The sequence below is a fragment of the Bradyrhizobium sp. UFLA05-89 genome (assembly GCF_059803475.1).
This window is the reverse complement of record NZ_JBANBA010000049.1, coordinates 1-20666: the sequence shown is the minus strand read 5'-3', so window position 1 is coordinate 20666 and position 20666 is coordinate 1. Positions and strand designations below refer to the sequence as shown.

Sequence of the window (20666 nt, the reverse complement as noted above, 5' to 3'; positions counted from 1 at the left end):
TCCTTTGTTCGCTACACTTCGTCGCCATCTTCTAGGCGTGTTCCTTGACTTTCGGCACCGCGCCGCTCGCGCGCAGGCCGTCGATGCCCTTCGCGTCAAATCCCAGGTCACGGAGGATCTCTTCGGTGTGCTCGCCGAGGTCGGGCCCGCGCCGGGCCGGGACCTTGGCGACACCGTGCACCTGTATTGGGCTGCTGATCGTCGTGTTGAGGTTGCCGCCGGCGCCTTCGAGCGGAACGACGATGTCGTTTGCCGCCAGCTGGGGATCGTTAATCACCTCTTGCGGCCCGCGCACGGCGCCGAACGTGACGTGCGCGCCGCTGAAGACGTCATACCAATGCGCCATCGGCTGCGCGGAGAAAACCTCGTCGAGGATGGCCGTGAGTTCCGACATGTTCGCCATCAGCTTGGCTGGATCGGCGAATCGCTGATCGGTCAACAGATCCGGTCGGCCGATTGCCTTCGCCACAGCGGCCAACTTGTCGGGCGTGACGATAAGAACGAACCAGGTGCCGTCGGCTGCGCGATACACGTTGAGCGCCGCATTGGCCGGATGCATGCGATCATGCAGCCCAAAGAACTTTGCACCGGCCAGCGCAGCCTGTATCGAAACGCTCGCCGACCAGACACCCTCGGCGAGCAGTGAGGTCGTGACATACGCTCCCTTGCCGGTTCGCTCGCGGCGGTAAAGCGCGGTGACGATCGCCGAATAGATTCCGACACCTGTCGCGTTGTCGCCGCTGCCGGCCACCGGCCAGGTCGGCGGCGCGCCGGCATCGCGCGTCATCGACAGCAAACCACTACGCGCCCAGTATGCCGTGATGTCGAAGCCCGGCAGATTAGCATCCGGTCCCTTTTCGCCGAACCCCGTAAGGTCCGCGTAGATCAGGCGCGGATTCCAGCGCACCACATCGTCATATTCGAGCTTCAACTTCTTGCGTGCCGGATGTGGCGTATTGACGATGAATACATCGGCCCATTTGACAAGCTGCTCGAGGACTTGAGGGGCGCTGGGCGACTTCAGATCGAGCGTGATACTGCGCTTGTTGCGGTTGACGAGATGCCACTGATAGGGCTCATCTGCCGCCGGCTGCGGTGGGATCTTGTGCACATGTCTCCAAGGGTCGCCGTTCGGCGGTTCGACCTTAATGACGTCGGCGCCGAAGTCCGACAGGATGACGGCGGCGCCGGGTGCCGCGACGAAGCTTGAGAAGTCAACCACCTTCAGTCCAGAAAAAATGTTGTCGCTTGCCATTGGATATCTCCTAAATCACCGTGTTTGCTTCACCGCCCCGCGAACTGCGGGGCGCGCTTTTCGAGGAAGGCGGACGTGCCTTCCTTCTTGTCCTCAGTCCCGGCGCATAGGCCGAAGTATGAAGCTTCGAGGGCAAAGCCTTCGTTCTGGCTCGTGTCCAATCCCTTGTTCACCGCTTCGAGCGATTGCCTGACGGCGATCGGCGCGTTGGAGGCGATCAGCTTCAGGATGGCTTCCGCACGCGTCATGAGATCGGCTGCCGTAACGACCTCGTTGACGAGCCCGACGCGCCAGGCCTCCTGCGCGCTGATGGTCTCTCCGGACAGGATGAGCTGGAGCGCACGGCCCTTCCCAACCAGGCGCGGCAACCGCTGCGTGCCGCCGCCGCCGGGAAGCAATCCCAGCTTGACCTCGGGCTGGCCAAACTTCGCGTGCTCGACGGCGATTCGGATGGTGCATGCCATTGCCGTCTCGCAACCGCCGCCAAGTGCAAAACCGTTGATTGCCGCGATCACCGGCTTGCCGAGATTCTCGATGAGATCGAGCACCTCCTGGCCGTAGCGGCTGGACCGTTCGGCGTCGATTGAACTCGCATGCGCGAGTTCGCTGATGTCGGCTCCGGCGATGAAGGCCTTGTCGCCTGCGCCGGTAAGAATGACGCCGCGCACGGCAGCATCGTTCCGCGCATGCTCGAAAGCAGTTCGCAGATCCTTCCAGGTCGGCGTGTTCAGGGCGTTGAGCACCTTCGGCCGGTTGACGGTCACATAGGCGATCGCGCCGCGCTTCTCGTACAGGACGTTTGCGAGCGTTAGGACTTCCGTCGATGAATCGGCAGGCGCCGTCGTGGGCGAAGATGCGAGCGTCGTTGTTGTCGATGACATGTTGATCTCTCTTTTTAAGGTTACGAGCCGGCGCAAAGCGCGCCGGCGCGCTTGTGAGTCTCAGATGAAGGCGCTGAAGCCGGTGATCGCCTTGCCGACGATCAGGTTCTGCATCTGATACGTGCCCTCGTAGGAATAGAGGGCCTCGGCATCCGCGAAGAAGCGTGCGACGTTGTAATCGGTGAGAATGCCGTTGCCGCCGAGCACCTCTCGCGCCCAGGAGACCGTCTCACGCGCCTTGGCCGTCGTGAACGCCTTCGAAAGCGCCGCTTGCTGGTCCGTCAGCTTGCCTTGGTCGGCGAGCTGGGCCGTGCGAACCACCATGCCTTGGCAGGCGGTGATGTTGGCGAGCATCTTCGCAAGGAGGTCCTGAATGAGTTGGAACGAGGCAATCGGCTTTCCGAACTGCAATCGCTCCTGGGTATATTTGAGCGCGTGCTCGTAGGCGCCCATCGCGCATCCCGTCGCTTCCCATCCCACGTAGTACCGCGTCCCACGCAGCACGCGCGCGGTGTCACGGAAGGACTGCTCACCCGATGCGAGTCGGTTTGCTTCCGGCACCCGGCAGTCCTTCATCGTGATCTGACCGTTCTGGACCACCTTGAGCGCGATCTTGTTCTGCATCTTCTCGACGCTGAAGCCGGGCGTCGACTTGTTCTCGACGATGAAGCCCTTGACCTGGTTGTCGTCGACGTCACGTGCCCAGATGATCGAGATATCGCACCAGGGTGCGTTGCCGATCCACCGCTTCTGGCCGTTGAGGACCCAGGTGTCCCCTTCGCGCTTCGCCGTCGTGGTGAGGCCGCCAGCCGCTCCCGAGCCGACCAGCGGCTCGGTCAGGCCAAAGCAGCCGATCTTTTCCATGCGGGCCATCGGCGGCAGCCACTTTTGTTTCTGCTCCTCCGATCCAGCGACCTGGATCGAACCCATTGCCAGGAAGTTGTGGACGCCGAAGAAGGTCGCGAATGAAGCATCGACCCGCGCCATTTCCACTCCGATGAGGCCGACCAGCAATTGATTGCCACCGGCGCAGCCGTACCCCTTGATGCCGAGGCCGCCGAGGTTCAGCTCCTTTACCAAGGGCACCAGCTCGAACGGGAACGCGTCCTCGACCCAGTACTTGTTGATGATCGGCGCGACTTTCGACTCCATGAACGTGCGCACCCTCTGATGGATCGCACGCTCCTCGGGGTTCAGGAGGTCGGCGTAGTTATAGAAATCGCTATCCGGTGTCGGAAGCGGCTTCGGGGTTTTGGTAAGCATTTTGGACTCCAGTTGCTGTGTTTGAAAGCTTGGGGCGCCGGCGCACCTGCAAATCTCACACGAAGGCGCTGAAGCCGGTGATCACCTTGCCGACGATCAGGTTCTGCATCTGGTAGGTGCCTTCATAGGAGTAGATCGCTTCGGTATCGGCAAAGAAGCGCGCGACGTTGTAGTCGACCAGGATCCCGTTGCCGCCCAGCACCTCGCGGGCCCACGCGACCGTTTCCCGTGCCTTAGACGTGCAGAACGCCTTGACAATCGCTGCCTGCGCATCAGTCAGCTTGCCTTCGGTCTCCAGCTGCACCGAGCGAACCAACATAGATTGACAGGCCACGATGTTGGCCAGCATCTTTGCCAGCAGCTCCTGAATGAGCTGGAACGACCCGATCGGCTTGCCAAACTGCAAGCGCTCCTGGGAGTACTTCAGGGCATTTTCGTAGGCGCCCATCTGGGCACCGGTAATTTCCCAGCCGACGCCATGCCGGGTACCGCGCAGCACCAGCGCAGGATCGCGAAACGTTCCTTTGCCTCCCTGGAGACGATTCGCATCTGGCACGCGGCAGTCGGTCATCGTGATCTGGCCGTTCTGCACGACCTTCAGCGCGATCTTGTTCTGCATCTTGTCGACGCTGAACCCCGGCGTCATCTTGTTCTCGACGATGAAGCCCTTGACCTGGTTGTCGGCCACATCGCGCGCCCAGACGATCGAGATGTCGCACCACGGCGCGTTGCCGATCCAGCGCTTCTGGCCGTTGAGGATCCAGCTGTCGCCTTCACGTTTCGCCGTGGTCATGAGACCAGCACCTGTCCCTGAGCCCACCAGCGGTTCGGTCAGCGCGAAGCAACCGACCTTTTCCATGCGCGCCATCGGCGGAAGCCACTTCTGCTTCTGCTCCTCGGTGCCCGCGAGGTAAATGGAATTCATCGCGAGACCGGTGTGGACACCATGGAAGGTGCAGAACGAAACGTCGGTCCGCGCAATCTCGAGGGCGACCAGGCCGAACAGCAAGGGGCTTCCGCCCGGGCAGCCGTAACCATTAATGCCGAGACCGGCGATGTTTAGGTCCTTGTACGACGGCAGCAGCTCGAACGGGAACGAGTCCTCGACCCAGTGTTTGTTGATGATGGGTGCGACTTTCGTCTCCATGTAGGCGCGCATCTTTTTTACGATCCCCCGTTCCTCGTCGCCCAGCGTTTCAGCGAATTGAAAGAAGTCGCTATTCGGCAGCGGAAGCTGTTTCGGGGCCTTGGTGAGCATTTTGGATCTCCACTTGTTGTGGTTTGAAAGCCGGTAACCTGCGCCTGCAGCGGATCGTTACTCGGCTGCGACTTCGCGCCGAGCAACCGTCTCTGACCGCTTGCGCAGTTCGATGAGGCCGAGCAAAATCTCGTCGCGCGCATGCTCCAGCTCCTGGACGGAGCGTGATCCGACTTCGGCATGGACGCTGTCGATGAGCCTTTTCTGCACTTCCGGCGTCAGCACGGGTGAGCCGAGGGTCTTCCACCAGGCCGTCATTGGGCCGCTGAACTGCTGGAAGAAGTGCTCGATACCACCCGGGCCGCCGCCGAGGTGGTTGAGCATCATGTTGCCCATGACGCCCCAGCGCAGGCCCGGTCCCCAGGAGAGGGCGGTGTCGACGTCGGCGGCGCTCACGATCCCTTCGGCGACGAGGTAGTAAACCTCACGCCCCAATGCGGCCTGCAGACGGTTGGCGACGTGGCCGGGCATCTCCTTGTTGATCCGCACTGTCTTTTGCCCTATCGACGAGTAAAATTCCGCTGCGCGCTGGATCGTTTCCTCGGAAGTCTTGGCTCCGCCGACAATCTCGGTCAGCGGGATCAGGTGCGGCGGATTGAACGGATGGCCGATGACGCAGCGCTCGGGATGCGCGGCGGCTCCCTTCTGGATTTCGCTCATGGTGAGCCCCGACGAGCTCGATGCGACGATCACCTCGGGCGGCAGCAGCTCATCGAGCTGCCCGTAGAGCTTTTGTTTGAAATCGATCCGCTCGGGCCCGTTCTCCTGGACGAGGTCGACGTCGACAAGTGCCTGCGCAAGATCTGCGGTGAACGTGAGATTCGACTGCGACGCTCCCGCCGACAGGCCCAAGCGCTTTAGCGCCGGCCAGGCCGTCTCCACGAACTTGCGGAGCGAGGCTTCTGCGTTCGGCGCGGGGTCGGTCGCGACAACCTGCAGTCCCTTGGCGAGAAACAGCGAGGCCCAGCTCGCGCCGATCACGCCGGTACCGATGATAGCGATGCGGCGAATAGGTCTGGCGTTGGTCATGTCATGTTCTCCGATCAGATTTCAGCGTAAGCGATGCCGGTGAGATTGCCCTGGGCGTAGAGGAAGTTGCGCTCGTTCTTGCCGTCGAGATCGGCGGAATAGATCGAGCCCGCGAAGTCGGTGACGAACATCCGGTTGCCCGGCACGTTGAGCGCAATGCCGATGCCCTCCATCAGATGCGTGACCACGATTTCAGGGGCGGCCTTTGTGTCGATCGGCGCGCGATTGACGGTGTTGCCGCGCGGCGGGTCGCCGCGGTCGGTCCAGTAGAGGATGCGGTTCGTCAGATCGAGCTCGAGGTCGATCGGTTCCGGAAGACGATCGAACAGCACCTCGATGTCGGAGCGGTTCGTCGGAGTTTCGCCCTTCGGGATGTCGATGCTGGCGCGGAAGATGCGGCCCTGTTCGCCATTGTCGGGACCCTTTTGCGTCCAGTAGATGTGCCGCCGTTTGCGATCGACGGTGATTCCGACGCACCAGCGGCTTTGATCTTGCCGGTCGTCGTCGCCGCGGCCGGTCTCGACCAGCGTTTCGACCTGCGAACCATCGAGGTTGGCGCGCATCACGCGCATGCCCTCACGGTCGCACCAGTAAAGCTTCTTTCCCTCCTTATCGAGGTGCATCTGCTTCGGCGTGTACGTGACGCCTTGCGGTATGATGACCTTGCGATTTCCGCCATCGAGGTCGACGCGTTCGATCGAACCATCGTTGAGAGGGGGAACACCCATGTTGGTCCAGTAGATATGGCCCGCCTCCACATCCACGGCGATGCCGTCGGGGAGGCGGCCATCCGTGACGATGATCTTGCGGTCGGAGCCATCGGGATTCATCGAATGAATGCGGTTCCCACTCAGTTCGAGCACGAAAAGTCGACTGGAGCGGGTGACGCTCGATGAGTTCTTCGGGTCAGTTGCTTGAAGTACCGTCATGATCGTTCCTTCGCTGTCACAGTTGCCTTGTCTCGAATTGACTTGGTTGGTCTAGAGATGATGACCGTCATGAAAATATTTGACCCATTTGCTCCGTCGTTGCGAGTAAAGGCCGGCAAATCGCGCCAAATTGCTGCAAGGGAGCGTGCTCGTGAATCGGTCGGCTTGGCCGCTGTTTCTGTGCTCCAGACAGCACAACGCGCGGCATCGGGTGATGCCGCGCGTTGCGGAGGTCTCGTACTCTTACTTGTTGTCCGGCAGAGCGTAGGCGATCAGAGAGTCGCCCGGGGGCGTCATCATGAAGTGATGGCCGCCAGCCATGATGGCCACATATTCCTTGCCATTCTGCTCATAGACGATCGGCGTGGCCTGGCCGCCCGCGGGTAGCACGTCACTCCACACGATCTCGCCGGTCTTGATGTCGATCGCCTTGATCAGATCGTCGGTTGCCGCCGAGATGAAGATCAGACCGCCTGCCGTCACGACGGATCCGCCATTGTTTGGCGTGCCGATCTCGAGCGGAATGAAGGTCGGCATTCCGAACGGACCATTCCGCCGGGCCGAACCGAACGGCCGATCCCACAGCGTCTTGCCCGTGGCGAGATCGATCGCGCGGATGCCGCCGTAAGGAGGCCGCGTGCAGAGCACGCCCGTCGGCATTTGCCATCCCGCGTTGACGAGGATGCCGTAGGGTGTTCCCGTCTGGGCGCCTGCGCCTTCAGCACTCGATGCGCTTCCGGCCGCACGGGGATCGCCGGCGGGGAACAGGCCCATCGCGTCCGCGTCCTTGCGGGTTACGAGCGTGTCGTAGTTCGGCATGTCGTTATAGTTCGCAATGATGATCCCGCGGTGCGGATCAACGGCAACGCTGCCCCAGTCCGACCCGCCGTTGTAGCCAGGATATTCGAGGTTGTGGCGACCGAGCTCTGGCGGAGTGAACGGCCCTTCATAGCGAGCGCGCTTGAAGTTGATCCGGCAAATCATCTGGTCGATGGGCGAGATGCCCCACATGTCGTGCTCGACAAGGTCGGCTTTGCGCAACGTATGATAACGCGAGAACGGCTGCGTCGGAGAGCGCTGGCCGGGCTCCGCGCCGCCCTGCGGGACGGCCACTTCGTCGACCTGGTGCAGCGGTCTTCCGGTGGCGCGGTCGAGCACGAACATGTCGCCGCTCTTGGTCGGCAGCAGGACCGCCGGCACCTTGCCGCTCGCAGTGGGGAATTCGACCAGGGTCGGTTGAGAACCGAGATCATAGTCCCATACGTCGTTGTGCACGGTCTGGAACACCCAGCGTGGCTTGCCCGTATTCACGTCCAGCGCGACGAGTGCGGAGCTGTACTTCTTCTCCTCATCTGAACGCAACGACGTGTAATAATCGCCGGCCGAGTTTCCCATCGGCAAGTAGACGAGGCCGAGCTTCTCGTCACCGATGCCCGTCGTCCACATGTTGGGCGTGCCCAGGGAGTAGGGCTTTCCGTCCGGCGGCAGCTTCGTGACCTCAGGCTGGTTGATGTCCCAGGCAAAGCGGAGCTCGCCGGTTACCGCGTCGTACCCGCGGATGACGCCCGATGCCGCCCAACGGCGTTGACCATCGAGCACCTGATGCCCGGAGACGACGATCCCTTGCACGATGACCGGTGCCGAAGTGATGGCCGCCGTCCCCGGAATGACGGGTGTGATGGCGCCCGTGGCGCTATCTTTCTGCGCGAGTCCGACCTTGAGGTCGGCGGCGCCGTTCTTGCCGAAATCCTGGCATGGCTGACCCGTCTTGGCGTCCACGGCGATCAGGCGCATGTCGAGCGTTCCCTCGATGATGCGTGCCGCGCAGGCCTGGCCGGCTGTGGCTTTCGGGTTCTCATAGTACGCTACACCGCGACAGGCTGCCGTGTAGGGGACCCATGACGTCGGCACCTCTGGATCGTACATCCACAGCTTCTCGCCGGTCGCCGCGTTCAGCTTGAACAACTTGTTCATCGGCGTGCAGCCGTAGATGGCATTGCCGACCTTGAGAGGGGTCAGCTCCGATCCGTACTTCTTCGGAATGTCGCCGGTGTGGAAGGTCCAGACACGCTTGAGGTCCTTGACGTTTGCGGGCGTGATCTGGGCGAGATCCGAATAGCGCTGCCCGCTCTGGCCGGCGCCATAGGCGTTCCACTCACCCTTGTTGGGCGCATATGCGGAGTCTTCGAAGACGGCGTTTGCGTGCGCCTGAGGGAGTGGATTCGGTGCCGCCTGCTGATTGAAGATCGGGATGAGGACGCCGAGTGCGGCAACGAAGAGCCCGGCGCCGATCGATCCCAGCTTTCGGACATGCCGGCCGATCGTCTTGTCAATTGCGGGAGCAACCAGAATAGCAAGGACGAAGAGGATGAAGGGGCCGACAAGACGCGGGATCAACTCCCAGCCCGATAGGCCGACTTCCCAAAAGCTCCAAACGGCCGTGAACGCGAATGCGCCGAGATAGGTATAGATGCCCGCGATGCTTCCCCTAGTCATGAGAACGCCAGCAGCGAGAAGCATCGCGCCTACCACAACGTAATAGAGGCTGCCTCCCAGCGAGGCTAGGTAAGCGCCACCGCCGGCGAGGATCAAACCGAGCAATGCGACGATCCCGCCCAAAACTGTGGGCGTCCACGCGAGGTATCTCTGCAACTCTGATGCCCGGTGTCTAGGCTGTGCTGCCGGGACTACATCTACTGTCGAGGACATCTCTTTCTCCTTTTTGAGAATTTAGATTTCAAGAGCGACGAGCCGAGCCGCTCACGCCGTCGAGGGTTTGCATGCTCCGAGCGCTCGAGGCTCAGCTAGTTGATCGCCGGTGCCTAGTTCAGCTCGGCGCGGGCGTAAGAGTTGATCTCAAGGCCGACGGCGAACTCGACGATGCGCGGGCTGGTCCACTTCATGGGCGCTTCCTTCTGAGTCGATAGCGGAAGCAGCGTCGGCACTGATGGTTTGGCCGCTGCGATGGTCATTTGGATCTCCTTGTTTCACGCACGGGTGCGTCGGTTTCCATTTGATCTGCATGCGCCGGGGGCGCGAGTGAAGCGCCGCAAATCGCGCCAAATTGTTGCTAGGGAGAAGGGCGGATCGGCGTACGCTGGGTCAGGAAGATCAATGAACGGTCGGCATGTCTCGGCACCGATCGATTCCATCCACTGTCTTTAGACCGGACTGCGATCCGCCCGATGCGAACACACGACGCTGGGAGATCAGCTGAACATGCGAATGACTTCGAGTGCGCCAACGACCGAATATGCGTGAGCGGCCCCGTTGCGGTCGTTGCGGCATGTTGCAAGTGTTCGGACCGAATCCCACTCTCCCTCTCCTGAAGGGCCTGGAGCACTGAAGGTGGCTCAAAAGCCAGCTTGGCCGCCGGTGTTGTTGCGCCGTCATTCAACACGTCTCGATATGGATACATGCCTTGGAAAGCGTCTGGATCTCCAAAGGGTGGCTGAGCGAGAGCCGGGATCGCCGTCGCGGCCCATACAAGTGCGGCGGTGGCGACAGCTTTGAGTGAAGTCAAAATGTTGTCGCGCGCTTTCGTCATTGTTTCACAATGCCAACGTTGGTCTCCAGCTAGGCCGCTTGAGCTGCCACTACGAGTAAAGCCCCACAAATCGCGCCAAATTACTGATAACGAGAAGGTAGATCCGCCTTGCGTTGGGACCAGGAAAGATAAACAGGTGGCTGGCATTTCTCAGGCGATGCGGTACGATTTCTGCTGAAAGGCACAAGCAAAGCCCGGTCGGCTGAACTCGACTCGGAAGCCAGACCCCGGAGTCTGTCAGGTGGTGCCGCATTCGCTGAACAGTGCGTACCCGGACGGTAGCTCACAGATCTTGTGGGAGGACGGCGAACGCATCTTCAGCCGTGGCTGGCGACTGGACGACGCGGGGCAGCGCTCTGCTGTGTTGTTCATCGCTCCAGCCGCCGACCCTCCTTCCCGATCAAGCCTCGACCGCCTTGCGCACGAATTCGAACTTAGGGATCAGCTCGACAGGGCATGGGCAGTGCGGCCGATGGACCTCATTCGCGATGGCGGTCGAACCGTGCTGGTGCTCGAGGATGCGGGCGGCGAGCCGCTCGAGCGGTTGCTTGGCGTACCCCTGGAACTGGGGCGCTTCTTGGATTTGGCCATCCCCATCGCTGCAGCGCTGGGCAAGCTCCACCAGCGCGGGCTCGTTCACAAAGATATCAAGCCAGTCAACATCCTGCTCAACGACGGGACCGGCGATGTGAGGCTGACGGGATTCGGCATAGCATCGCGGTTCGCGCGCGAACGCCAATCGCCTCACCCTCCCGAGACGATCGCCGGCACACTCGCGTACATGGCGCCCGAACAGACCGGACGAATGAATCGATCAATCGATTATCGCAGCGACCTTTACGCACTTGGCATCACCTTCTATCAAATGCTCACCGGTGCTTTGCCGTTTGCCGCCATGGAGCCGATGGAATGGGTGCACTGCCATCTCGCCAGGCGACCGGTGCCGCCCGCCGAGCGGCTGAGGGAAATTCCCGGCACCATTTCGGCGATCGTGATGAAGCTGCTCGCGAAGAGAGCCGAAGACCGCTATCGAACGGCGGCCGGCCTCGAGAACGATCTTCGCCGCTGCCAGCGCGAATGGGTAGCGCAAGGCCGGATTGACGACTTTCCGCTCGGTGAACGTGACACGCCTGACCGGCTCGTAATTCCCGAGAAACTCTACGGGCGGAGGCGTGAGGTTGAGACTTTGCTCGCCGCCTTTGATCGCATCGTCAACGGCGGCACCCCGGAACTGATCCTGGTTTACGGCTATTCCGGCGTTGGCAAATCGTCGGTCGTCAACGAGCTGCAGCCGGTGTTGGTGCCATCGCGTGGCCTGTTCGCTTCCGGCAAGTTCGATCAGCTCAAACGCGATATTCCCTACGCAACGCTGGCACAAGCGCTTCAGAGCCTGATCCGGCCGTTGCTTGGCAAGAGCGACGCCGAGCTTGCGCCATGGCGCGACGCCTTGCAGAAGGCGCTGGGATCCAACGCCGGACTGATGGTGGATCTCGTTCCGGAACTGAAACTCCTTATCGGGGGACCATTGGCCGTCCCCGAGCTTCCGCCGAAGGACGCGCAGCGGCGTTTCCAAATGGTGCTTCGGCAATTGATCGGCATCTTTGCTCGGCCGGAACATCCCCTGGCGCTATTTCTCGATGACTTGCAATGGCTCGATGCGGCGACGCTTGACCTTTTGGAAGACCTGTTGATCCGGTCCGATCTCCGCAATCTCCTCATCATCGGTGCTTTCCGCGATAACGAAGTCACGGCTGCGCATCCGCTCATGCGCAAGCTGGAGACGATCCGTGCAACCGGAAGGGTACAGGATATCAAGCTGGCCCCGCTGACGACCGGCGATCTGGGAAGCCTTGTCGCGGACTCGCTCCGATGCGATGAGAAGCAGGCCGATCCGCTCGCAGAGCTGGTGCACGCGAAGACGGGCGGCAATCCGTTCTTTGTCATCCAGTTTCTTCACGTGCTCGCCGGCGAGCATCTCCTGGCCTTCGATCACGACGGGGGGCTATGGACCTGGGACATGGGAGGCATCCACGCCAAAAGATTCACGGATAACGTCGTGGAGCTTTTGGCTGGAAAGTTGACGCGGCTGCCCCTCGACACGCAGGACGCGTTGCGACAGCTCGCTTGCCTCGGCAATGTCGCACACGTCACTACCCTCTCGGTCGTTCTGGAAACGTCGGAGGAACAGGTGCACGCGGCTCTCTCGGAGGCCCTGCATCAACAGCTGATCGACCGCCTCGAACGCTTTTACAAGTTCATTCACGATCGGGTGCAGGAAGCCGCCTATGCGCTGATTCCCGAAGCGTCGCGCGCTGAATTGCATTTGAGGATCGGCCGCCTGCTCCTGGCACAGACACCTCCGGAAGAACGCGACGAAGCGATCTTCGAGATCGTCAACCAACTCAACCGCGGCGCGCCGTTGATCGCCTCAACCGATGAGCGCGAGCAGTTCGCCCGACTGAATCTGATCGCGGGCAAGCGCGCCAAGACGTCGACGGCCTATGGCGCGGCGCTCAAGTATCTGGCGGCTGGCGCGGCACAGCTGCCGGAGGATTCGTGGGAGCGCCGGCGCGAGCTCATGTTCGAACTGGAGCTGCACCGGGCCGAATGCGAATTCTTCACCGGCGAGCTGGCTGCAGCCGAGGATCGGCTGACCCTGCTATCAGCCCGCGCCGCCAATACCGTAGAACGGGCGGCCGTAGCATGCCTGCGAATTGACGTGTGTACGACCCGCGGCCGGATGAGCGAAGCGGTCGCTATCGGTCTGGAATGTCTCGAACATGTGGGCGTGGTGTGGACCGCACATCCTGCGGACGACGAGGTGCGCCGCGAATATCAGCTGATATGGTCGAAGCTCGGCGGCCGCGCGATCGAGGAACTGGTTGACCTGCCGCTGATGATCGATCCGGCATCCCTCGCCCTTCTTGATGTTCTGACCAAGCTCGGGCCGCCGGCGGTGTTCACGGATGCAAACCTGCTGGCGTTGGGCAGTTGCCGTGCGGTCAATCTCAGCCTCGAGCGCGGCAACAGCGATGGCTCGTCCAATGCGTATGTTCGGGTAGGCATGGTCGCGGGCCCGTTTTTTGGGGACTACAAGGCCGGATATCGGTTTGGACGGGTCGGCTACGAACTGGTCGAGCGGCACGATCTGAAGCATTTCCTGGCCAGAATATTCATGAATTTCGGCAACCAGGTGATGCCGTGGACGAGGCATGCGCGGAGTGGTCGTGATCTCTTGCATCGGGCGTTCGATGTTGCGAACAAGACGGGCGATCTCACTTATGCGGTGTACAGCCGCGCCCATCTGAACTCCAATCTGCTCATGGTGGGCGATCCGCTCGACGAGGTTCAGCGCGAGGTCGAGCTGGGACTGGCGTTGGCGGAGCAGATGCAGTTCGGACTCGTCATCGACGTGATCGCGACGCAGCTTGCGCTGGTCCGAATGTTGCGCGGGTCGACACGCCGGTTCGGCTCTTTCGACGACCAGAAATTCGATGAAGGCCTGATCGCAAGCCGTTTGTCCGGCAATCGGAACCTGGCATTTGCCGAGTGCTGGTATTGGATTCGCAAGCTGCAGGGGGACATCCTGGCCAGCGACTTTTCTGCGGCTGTCGACGCGTCCCTTAGGGCGAAGCCGCTGCTCTGGACGTCGCTGCCGGCCATCGAATTCGCGGAGTATCACTTTTACAGCGCGCTCGCGCGCGCCTCATCCTGCGACTCCGCTTCAGCCGATCAGCGCCGACAGCATTTGGAGGCTCTGGCAGCCCATCGCGAACAGATCGGAATCTGGGCGGAGAACTGCCCGGAAAATTTCGAGAACCGCGCCGCCCTTGTCGATGCCGAGATTGCCCGATTGGAAGGTCGCGATCTGGATGCCGAGCGTCTTTACGAGCGTGCGATCCACTCGGCCCAAACGAACAGCTTCGTCCACAATGAAGCGATCGCCTATGAGCTGGCTGCCCGCTTTTACGCGGTGCGCGGCTTTGAGGAAATCGCACATCTCTACCTGGAAAATGCTCGTCACTGCTACTTGCGATGGGGGGCAGATGGCAAAGTGCGACAACTCGACCAGCTCCATCCGCGGCTGAGGCAGGGGGCGCGCGCGCCAGCCCCAGCGGCTACGATCGAAGCGTCGGTCGAACAGCTCGATCTCGCAACAATGATTGAAGCCTCGCAAGCGCTTTCTGGCGAGATGGTGCTGGAAAAACTCATCGACAAACTCATGCGCGCGGCCCTCGAGCATGCCGGCGCCGAACGAGGTCTGCTGATTGTCCCGCGAGGAGATGAGCTGCAGATCGAGGCGGAAGCGATCGCCGGTGGAGACGACATAATCGTGCATCCGCAGGTCGGGTCGTCTTACGGCACAGCGGAGTTGCCGGAGTCGTTGGTTCGGTATGGAACGCGCACCCATGAGACTGTGATTCTCGATGACGCTTCATCTCAGCATGCATTTTCTGCCGAACCCTATATTCTTCAGAGTCGTGTCCGTTCTATTCTCAGCTTGCCGTTGATCAATCAGGGTAAGCTCACAGCGATTCTCTACCTCGAGAATAATCTGGCGCCTAACGTGTTCACTCCTGACCGCGTTGCCTTATTGAAGGTGCTGGCGTCGCAGGCGGCAATCTCGCTCGAAAACTCGCGGCTTTATCGCGATCTCGCAGATCGCGAAGGCAAGATCCGGCGCTTGGTGGACGCAAACATCATCGGGATCATCACTGCCGACTCCGAAGGCCGGGTTTTTGAAGCCAATGACGCGTTTCTTCGCATCGTGGGATATGACCGTGATGACTTGGCTTTAGGCGACGTGCGCTGGACCGAACTGACTCCGCCGGAATGGCGCGCCCGCACTGAGCGCGTCCACGAAGAGTTAAGGAGAACCGGCGTGGCGCAACCCCTCGAGACAGAATACTTTCGCAAGGATGGCAGCCGCGTGCCCGTGCTGATCGGCTATTCGTTGTTCGGCGAACGAGGCAACGGCATCGCGTTCGTGCTCGATCTGACTGAGCGCAAGCGGGCCGAGGAGGCAATGCGTGAAAGCGAGCGAAGTTTGCGCTCGGCAATTGACGGTCTACCAGGTCTCGTCGGAGTTCTGGCTCCGAATGGTGAGGTCGAGGCCGTCAATCGCCAAATCATTGAATATTGCGGCCAGCCGCTGGAGGAGTTGAGAAATTGGGGAGCAAACGGAACAGTCCATCCCGACGATCTTCCCTACGTCGCCGAAGTGTTCACAAAGTCGATCGCATCTGGAGTTCCGTACCATCTCGAACAACGCCTGCGACGCTTCGACGGGGAGTATCGATGGTTTGACAACCGCGGCGTCCCAATTCGCGATGACACCGGGCGTATCACGCGATGGTATGTTCTCCTGACCGACATCGAAGATCGCACGCAGGCATTGGCGCGATTGCAGCAGATGCAATCCGATTTCGCGCACATGAACCGTGTGAGCATGATGGGAGAGCTGGCAGCCTCGCTCTCTCACGAGATTGCGCAGCCGATCGCCAGCGCGCGCAATAACGCCCGGGCGGCCCAGAATTTTCTGAACATTCAGCCGCCGAACCTGGGCGAGGTCAAGGAAGCACTAGCCTGTATCGTTGCGGACGCAGACCGATCTGGAGACATCATCGAACGCATCAGAGAGCAGATCAAGAAAGCGCCGCCCCGAAAGGAGCGTTTTGATCTCAACACGGCAATCAGCGAAGTAATCGTATTGGCGCAAAGCGTGACCCTCAGGAATGGCGTTTCGGTTCAAACTCGGCTGGCGCAGGGATTGCCGTTGGTTCCGGGGGATCGGATTCAGCTGCAACAAGTCCTGCTGAATCTGATTCTCAACGCATCTGAAGCAATGAGCTTGGTTGAAGAGGGAGCACGAGAGTTGTCGATCAGCACCGAGCAAGACCAAGCGGGAGCTCTCGTGGCCGTCCGCGATTCTGGGCCGGGTATTGATCCTGCGCATCTCGATCGGATCTTCGACGCTTTCTATACCACGAAGTCCAGTGGAACCGGCATGGGACTTTCGATATGCCGCTCCATCATCCGAGCGCATGGGGGCAAGCTGTGGGCGGGAGCGAACGAGCCTCGCGGCGCCGTAATTCAGTTCACTCTGCCCGGGGCCGAAAAGGATTTGACGAGCGCGCGGAATGCCGAAGTCTGATGGATTGTTCAGCATTGGTTAGACATAGCGTATTCGGACGGTTGCTCTCAGGTCTGTACACTCAGGATTCGACAGCCGGATTAGCAGGTGCAATGAAGCCGAAGATAGCGCCATGTGGCAGGTTATGGCTTGCCCACAATCTTCCGTTGTGCGCTTCAATAATCGAGCGGCAGATCGACAGCCCAAGGCCCAAACCGCCCGATTTCGTGGTGTAGAAAGCATCGAACAAGCGCTCAAGATCCGCAGGAGCGAAGCCTGGCCCTGAATCCCGCACCTCGACGCAAACGCCATCGGGTTCGTTACGGGTGCTGATGAGCAACTGCCGATCCTCTTCGACCACATCGCGCATCGCTTCGACGGCGTTGATGATCAGGTTCATGATCACTTGTTGCAGCTGGACCCGATCTCCTTGAATGAGCGGCAAGCCCTCCACGAGTTGCGTCCGCACCGAGACGCTGTTCTTCAAAAGTTCGCCGCGGGTCAGGGCTATCACCTCAAGCGTCGCCTCGTTGATATCCAAGTCCTCCTTTCGAGGAGGCGCCTTCTTCATAAGGGCGCGGATACGGTCAATCACGTCGCCCGCATGCTTGCCGGCGCTGACGATAAAACCGAGCGTCTGCCGGACCTCCTCCAGATCTGGCGGTTGAGCATCGAGCCAGTTCAAACCGGCATGTGCGCCGTTAACAACCGCGGCGATAGGTTGTTTGATTTCGTGGGCAATCGAGGCCATGAGCTGCCCCATCGTCGCGACCCGGCCCGCGTGGGCCAGCTCTGCCTGCACTTCGCGATAGCGGTGCTCGCTGTCTCGTGCTTTGGCTTCCGCCCGCTTCCGTTCGGTGATGTCGTTGAAAAGGATTCCGACGCGCCTGCGCCTGGGGTCTTCGACCCGGAAGGCGTAAACGTCATACCAGCGTCCGAGTTGCTTGGCTTCATTTTCAAACCGCATCGGTTCGCCCGTCAAGGCGATCCTGCCGTAAGTCTCGAACCAATGTTCTTCGTGCTCTGGCGCGATTTCGCGCATCCGTCTTCCGGCGGCATTCTTGATTCCCGTCTGCCGTTCAAACGATGGGCTGATTTGCAAGAAACGATAATCGATTGGCTTTTCGTTGTGGTCAAACAAGACTTCAATGGTACAAAAGCCCTCGTCAATCGACTCGAACAACGTGCGGTAATTCTGTTCCGATTCGCGTAATTCCGCCTCGGTGCGCTTGCGCTCGATGAACTGACCGATCTGGCTGCCGATGGTGGCAAGCACGTTGAGCAGCTCCTGATCGGGCTGTCTGAGCTCGCGGCTGAAAAACTCGATCACGCCCAAGACGTCCCCCCCGAGCAGGATAGGAAAGCCGAAGGCCGCGCGCAGTCCTTCGAGTTGGGCGACGCGCCTGCGCGGAAAGTTTTCAGCAGAAATGACGTCGGGAATGTATTCGGGCTTACGGCTGGACCACACTCGCCCTGGTAGTCCCGCCCCCGGAACGAAAGTGAACTCCGAGCCGATTCTTTCAAATTCCGGGACCTCTATCGACGTTTTATGCCAAAGCTCGACACAGCGCAGCGCCTTGGTCTCCCGGTCCACGCGCCAGAGTGCACCAACGTCCCATCCCAGGCACTCGCCTATGGCCCGCAGTATTCTCGGAGCGACCTCTTCGATCGTGGCTGCTTCCGCCAGGACCTGCGCAACAGTGTGCTGCACGCGGAGGCGCTCCTCTGCGCGCTTGCGTTCGGTGATGTCCGTCAGGATGCCGTACCATTTGAGAACCGTGCCCTGTTCATCACGTAGGGGCACTGCCCGTACCAAGAACCAGCGGTATTCTCCGTTGGCACTGCGATGCCGGGCCTCGTTTTCGAAAGCCTCACCACTTGTCATCGAGTGATGCCACTTGGCGACGTGTTGGATGAGGTCGTCAGGATGAATCGTGGATTGCCAACCCGGTCCCGACGTCTCTTCCACGGACAACCCGGAAAATTCCACCCACTGTCGGTTTGTCCAAATGCTGCTACCGTCGGGTTGCGTCGTAAACGCTATCGCAGGTATCGCCTCAACGGTATCCCGAAGCTCTTTTTCCCTTCGACGCAGTGCATCTTCGGCCCGTTGGCGCGAGGCTCGATCGCCTGCCTCGCTCAGCGCGCGCCGCACGGCGGGCACGAGCCGCGACATCCGGGTCTTCAGAACGTAGTCGGTGGCCCCGATCTTAAGAGCCTCGATAGCTGCCTCTTCGCCGAGAGTGCCAGAAACAAAGATGAATGGCAGATCGGGGCGGATACTCTGCGCCAGATTCAACGCGGAGAGCCCGTCGAACGAAGGTAGTTTGTAGTCCGAGAGGATCAGGTCAAATTCGGCGCTCTCAAGAGCTGCCAGAAACTCAGTGCGACTTTGCACGCAGGTGATGCGACAGATCAAATGATCGGCTTCAAGGAGCACTTCTATAAGGCCCGCGTCATTGCGGTCATCCTCCAGCAAGAGGATTCCGATTGGCGAGCTCATGACACCTTCTTCGCGCTTCCTGGGGGCGGTTGATTTATGATCGCCCAGAACATGCCCAGCTCTTTGACGGCGTTGACAAACTCGTGAAAGTCCACGGGCTTCACGACGTAAGCGTTCACCCCGAGCTGGTAGGTTGCCAGCATGTCCCTTTCTTCGTGTGATGATGTCAGTACGACTACGGGTATCATCTTCAGCTTCGGATCTGATCTGATTTTCTGTAAGACCTCCAATCCATCCACTTTCGGCAGCTTTAGGTCCAACAGAATAACCGCGGGGTTTTCATCGGCGCGCGACGCGAATTGCTCTCGACAATGCAGATAATCGAGTGCCTCTTTGCCGTCGCGAGTAATGACCACTTCGTTCGCGAGCTTGTGCTCATCAAGAGCTGTGAGAGTAAGCTCAACATCCCTCGGATCGTCCTCGACGATCAGAATTCGTCCCAGTTCGCTCATGGCGGATTCGCTGTCCTCTTCGCTGAATGTTCGGCTTTCGGCAGTGAAAAATAGAAAGTGGCGCCTTGATCGACCGCTCCCTCGGCTCGCACTGTCCCGCCGTGCCGGTGAATGACACGCTGCACGGTTGCCAGTCCTATTCCAGTGCCCTCAAATTCGTCAGCACGATGCAGCCGTTGAAATACCCCGAACAGCTTGTTGACGTACTGCATGTCGAACCCGACACCGTTATCCCTCACGAAGATTTCGATCCTGTCTCCATTGGCAACCACAGAGCCAATCTCGATTTTGGCAGGACGCCGTGTGCCTGAGAACTTGACCGCATTGGAGAGCAGGTTCATCAAAACAAGCTTTAGTAGCGAACGATCTCCATAACAGACCGGAAGTGCATCAATCGTCCAAGAGATATCCTGTCCCTTCGTTTGCAGCTCTATCTCGGAAACTGCCTCCTTGACCAACTTCTGGAGGTCCACTGCCGTCGTCCTGCTTTCAGTGCGGCCGATCCGGGAAAACGCCAGTAAATCATCGATCAGGTTGCCCATTCTTTTTCCTGATTCGCGAATCGTCTGTACGTATCTTTGACCCTTGTCGTCCAGCGAGTTCGGTGTGTGTTTTTGCAGAAGTTCGGAGTAGCCGACGATATGACGCAGTGGCGCCCGCAAGTCGTGCGACACTGAATAGGCAAACGCCTCGAGTTCCTTGTTAGCCGCTGCCAGCTCCGCCGCGCGCAGATTGAGCTCCTGATTGAGCTTGCTAATTGCGGCCTCGCGCCGCTGGCCTTGTTCGAGCTCGGCCTGAAGCCGGTCGCGTGCGTGGCGAAGGTTCTCCTCGATTCGAAGCCGAACAGCGCTGAAGGAGGCAACTATGATCGCCGAGAGAACAAAAACAAGAAAGTAGGGCAGGTCTTGCGCTGAAACGTAGAAGGTGTGGACCGGCTCTACAAACATGTAGTTGAAGGCTGCCGTGCCCAACAGGACGGCCACGACGGCAGGCCCGGTCCCTGCGTACCAGGTGACAATGCCGATGACGAGTACAAGAACCGGCAGCGCTACATCACGGAACTGATATTGTTGGATCGCGAGCGCAGCGGCAATCGCGATCCCCACACAAACGACCGCGAATCCATACCGCAGCGGCGGCGACCGGACTCGCTGAAATTCGTTATCCCAATACGCCACGTTCCTCTACTCCGACGCGTATGCACGTGCGGCTTTGGGCATTTGGCTGATTATAGCATGTTCTGGGCCGATTGTCTGGGCCTGCGGATTAGGCGAGGAGCGCGGGATATTGGGGCTACCGTCGCGGCGGCGGAGTTCGAATTGTTAAAAGAAGAAATCCTGAACACGCAGTGCGGCGCGATCGAGCCGGCAAAATGGACGCACCTCACTCGCGAGGTCTCTTTCCCTTCTCGCTATG

13 protein-coding genes are annotated in these 20666 nt (G+C 60.2%); 2 read left to right on the top strand and 11 right to left on the bottom strand.

Annotation, left to right across the window (positions count from 1 at the left end; all coding sequences use genetic code 11):
- Positions 1 to 31 precede the first annotated feature (31 nt).
- From SO139_RS24150 to pqqA, 8 genes are all read right to left on the bottom strand, one after another.
- Positions 32 to 1255, bottom strand: a complete 1224-nt coding sequence (locus tag SO139_RS24150; protein WP_449379655.1) for a CaiB/BaiF CoA transferase family protein — start codon at positions 1253 to 1255, stop codon at positions 32 to 34.
- Between the two features lie 29 nt (positions 1256 to 1284).
- Positions 1285 to 2136, bottom strand: coding sequence for an enoyl-CoA hydratase-related protein (locus tag SO139_RS24145; protein WP_449379656.1), 852 nt, complete (start codon positions 2134 to 2136; stop codon positions 1285 to 1287).
- 60 nt (positions 2137 to 2196) lie between these two features.
- The gene (locus SO139_RS24140; protein ID WP_449379657.1) at positions 2197 to 3399 is read right to left on the bottom strand and encodes an acyl-CoA dehydrogenase family protein; all 1203 of its coding nucleotides are present in this window, start codon (positions 3397 to 3399) and stop codon (positions 2197 to 2199) included.
- A 55-nt stretch (positions 3400 to 3454) separates the two neighbouring features.
- Positions 3455 to 4657, bottom strand: a complete 1203-nt coding sequence (locus tag SO139_RS24135) for an acyl-CoA dehydrogenase family protein (RefSeq protein ID WP_449379658.1) — start codon at positions 4655 to 4657, stop codon at positions 3455 to 3457.
- Between the two features lie 57 nt (positions 4658 to 4714).
- Entirely contained in the window at positions 4715 to 5686 is a 972-nt protein-coding gene (locus SO139_RS24130) for a 3-hydroxyacyl-CoA dehydrogenase NAD-binding domain-containing protein (RefSeq protein ID WP_449379659.1), read from the bottom strand.
- Between the two features lie 14 nt (positions 5687 to 5700).
- Positions 5701 to 6615: a DUF5050 domain-containing protein gene (locus SO139_RS24125; RefSeq protein ID WP_449379660.1), complete on the bottom strand. Its 915-nt coding sequence runs from the start codon at positions 6613 to 6615 to the stop codon at positions 5701 to 5703.
- Positions 6616 to 6858: 243 nt separating this feature from the next.
- Entirely contained in the window at positions 6859 to 9324 is a 2466-nt protein-coding gene (locus tag SO139_RS24120) for a membrane-bound PQQ-dependent dehydrogenase, glucose/quinate/shikimate family (RefSeq protein WP_449379661.1), read from the bottom strand.
- A gap of 113 nt (positions 9325 to 9437) precedes the next feature.
- Positions 9438 to 9587, bottom strand: a complete 150-nt coding sequence (gene pqqA, locus SO139_RS24115) for a pyrroloquinoline quinone precursor peptide PqqA (RefSeq protein WP_449379662.1) — start codon at positions 9585 to 9587, stop codon at positions 9438 to 9440.
- An 816-nt stretch (positions 9588 to 10403) separates the two neighbouring features.
- On the opposite strand from pqqA, the gene SO139_RS24110 reads away from it, so the two are divergent.
- Entirely contained in the window at positions 10404 to 16316 is a 5913-nt protein-coding gene (locus SO139_RS24110; RefSeq protein WP_449379663.1) for an AAA family ATPase, read from the top strand.
- 61 nt (positions 16317 to 16377) lie between these two features.
- Here the strand turns inward: SO139_RS24110 and SO139_RS24105 are convergent, their stop codons facing one another.
- The 3 genes from SO139_RS24105 to SO139_RS24095 are packed head-to-tail and all read right to left on the bottom strand — an operon-like array spanning position 16378 to position 20428.
- Positions 16378 to 18798 carry a PAS domain S-box protein gene (locus SO139_RS24105; RefSeq protein ID WP_498540688.1) on the bottom strand — a complete coding sequence of 807 codons (2421 nt, stop codon included), beginning with the start codon at positions 18796 to 18798 and terminating at the stop codon, positions 16378 to 16380.
- On the bottom strand, positions 18795 to 19250 hold the full coding sequence (locus SO139_RS24100; protein ID WP_449379665.1) for a response regulator: 456 nt from the start codon (positions 19248 to 19250) through the stop codon (positions 18795 to 18797). The genes SO139_RS24105 and SO139_RS24100 overlap by 4 nt, the downstream gene beginning before the upstream one ends.
- Positions 19247 to 20428 carry a sensor histidine kinase gene (locus SO139_RS24095; RefSeq protein ID WP_449379666.1) on the bottom strand — a complete coding sequence of 394 codons (1182 nt, stop codon included), beginning with the start codon at positions 20426 to 20428 and terminating at the stop codon, positions 19247 to 19249. The genes SO139_RS24100 and SO139_RS24095 overlap by 4 nt, the downstream gene beginning before the upstream one ends.
- A 57-nt stretch (positions 20429 to 20485) precedes the next feature.
- On the opposite strand from SO139_RS24095, the gene SO139_RS24090 reads away from it, so the two are divergent.
- A partial coding sequence (locus tag SO139_RS24090) for a hypothetical protein (RefSeq protein WP_498540687.1) occupies positions 20486 to 20666 on the top strand: 181 nt, incomplete at its 3' end.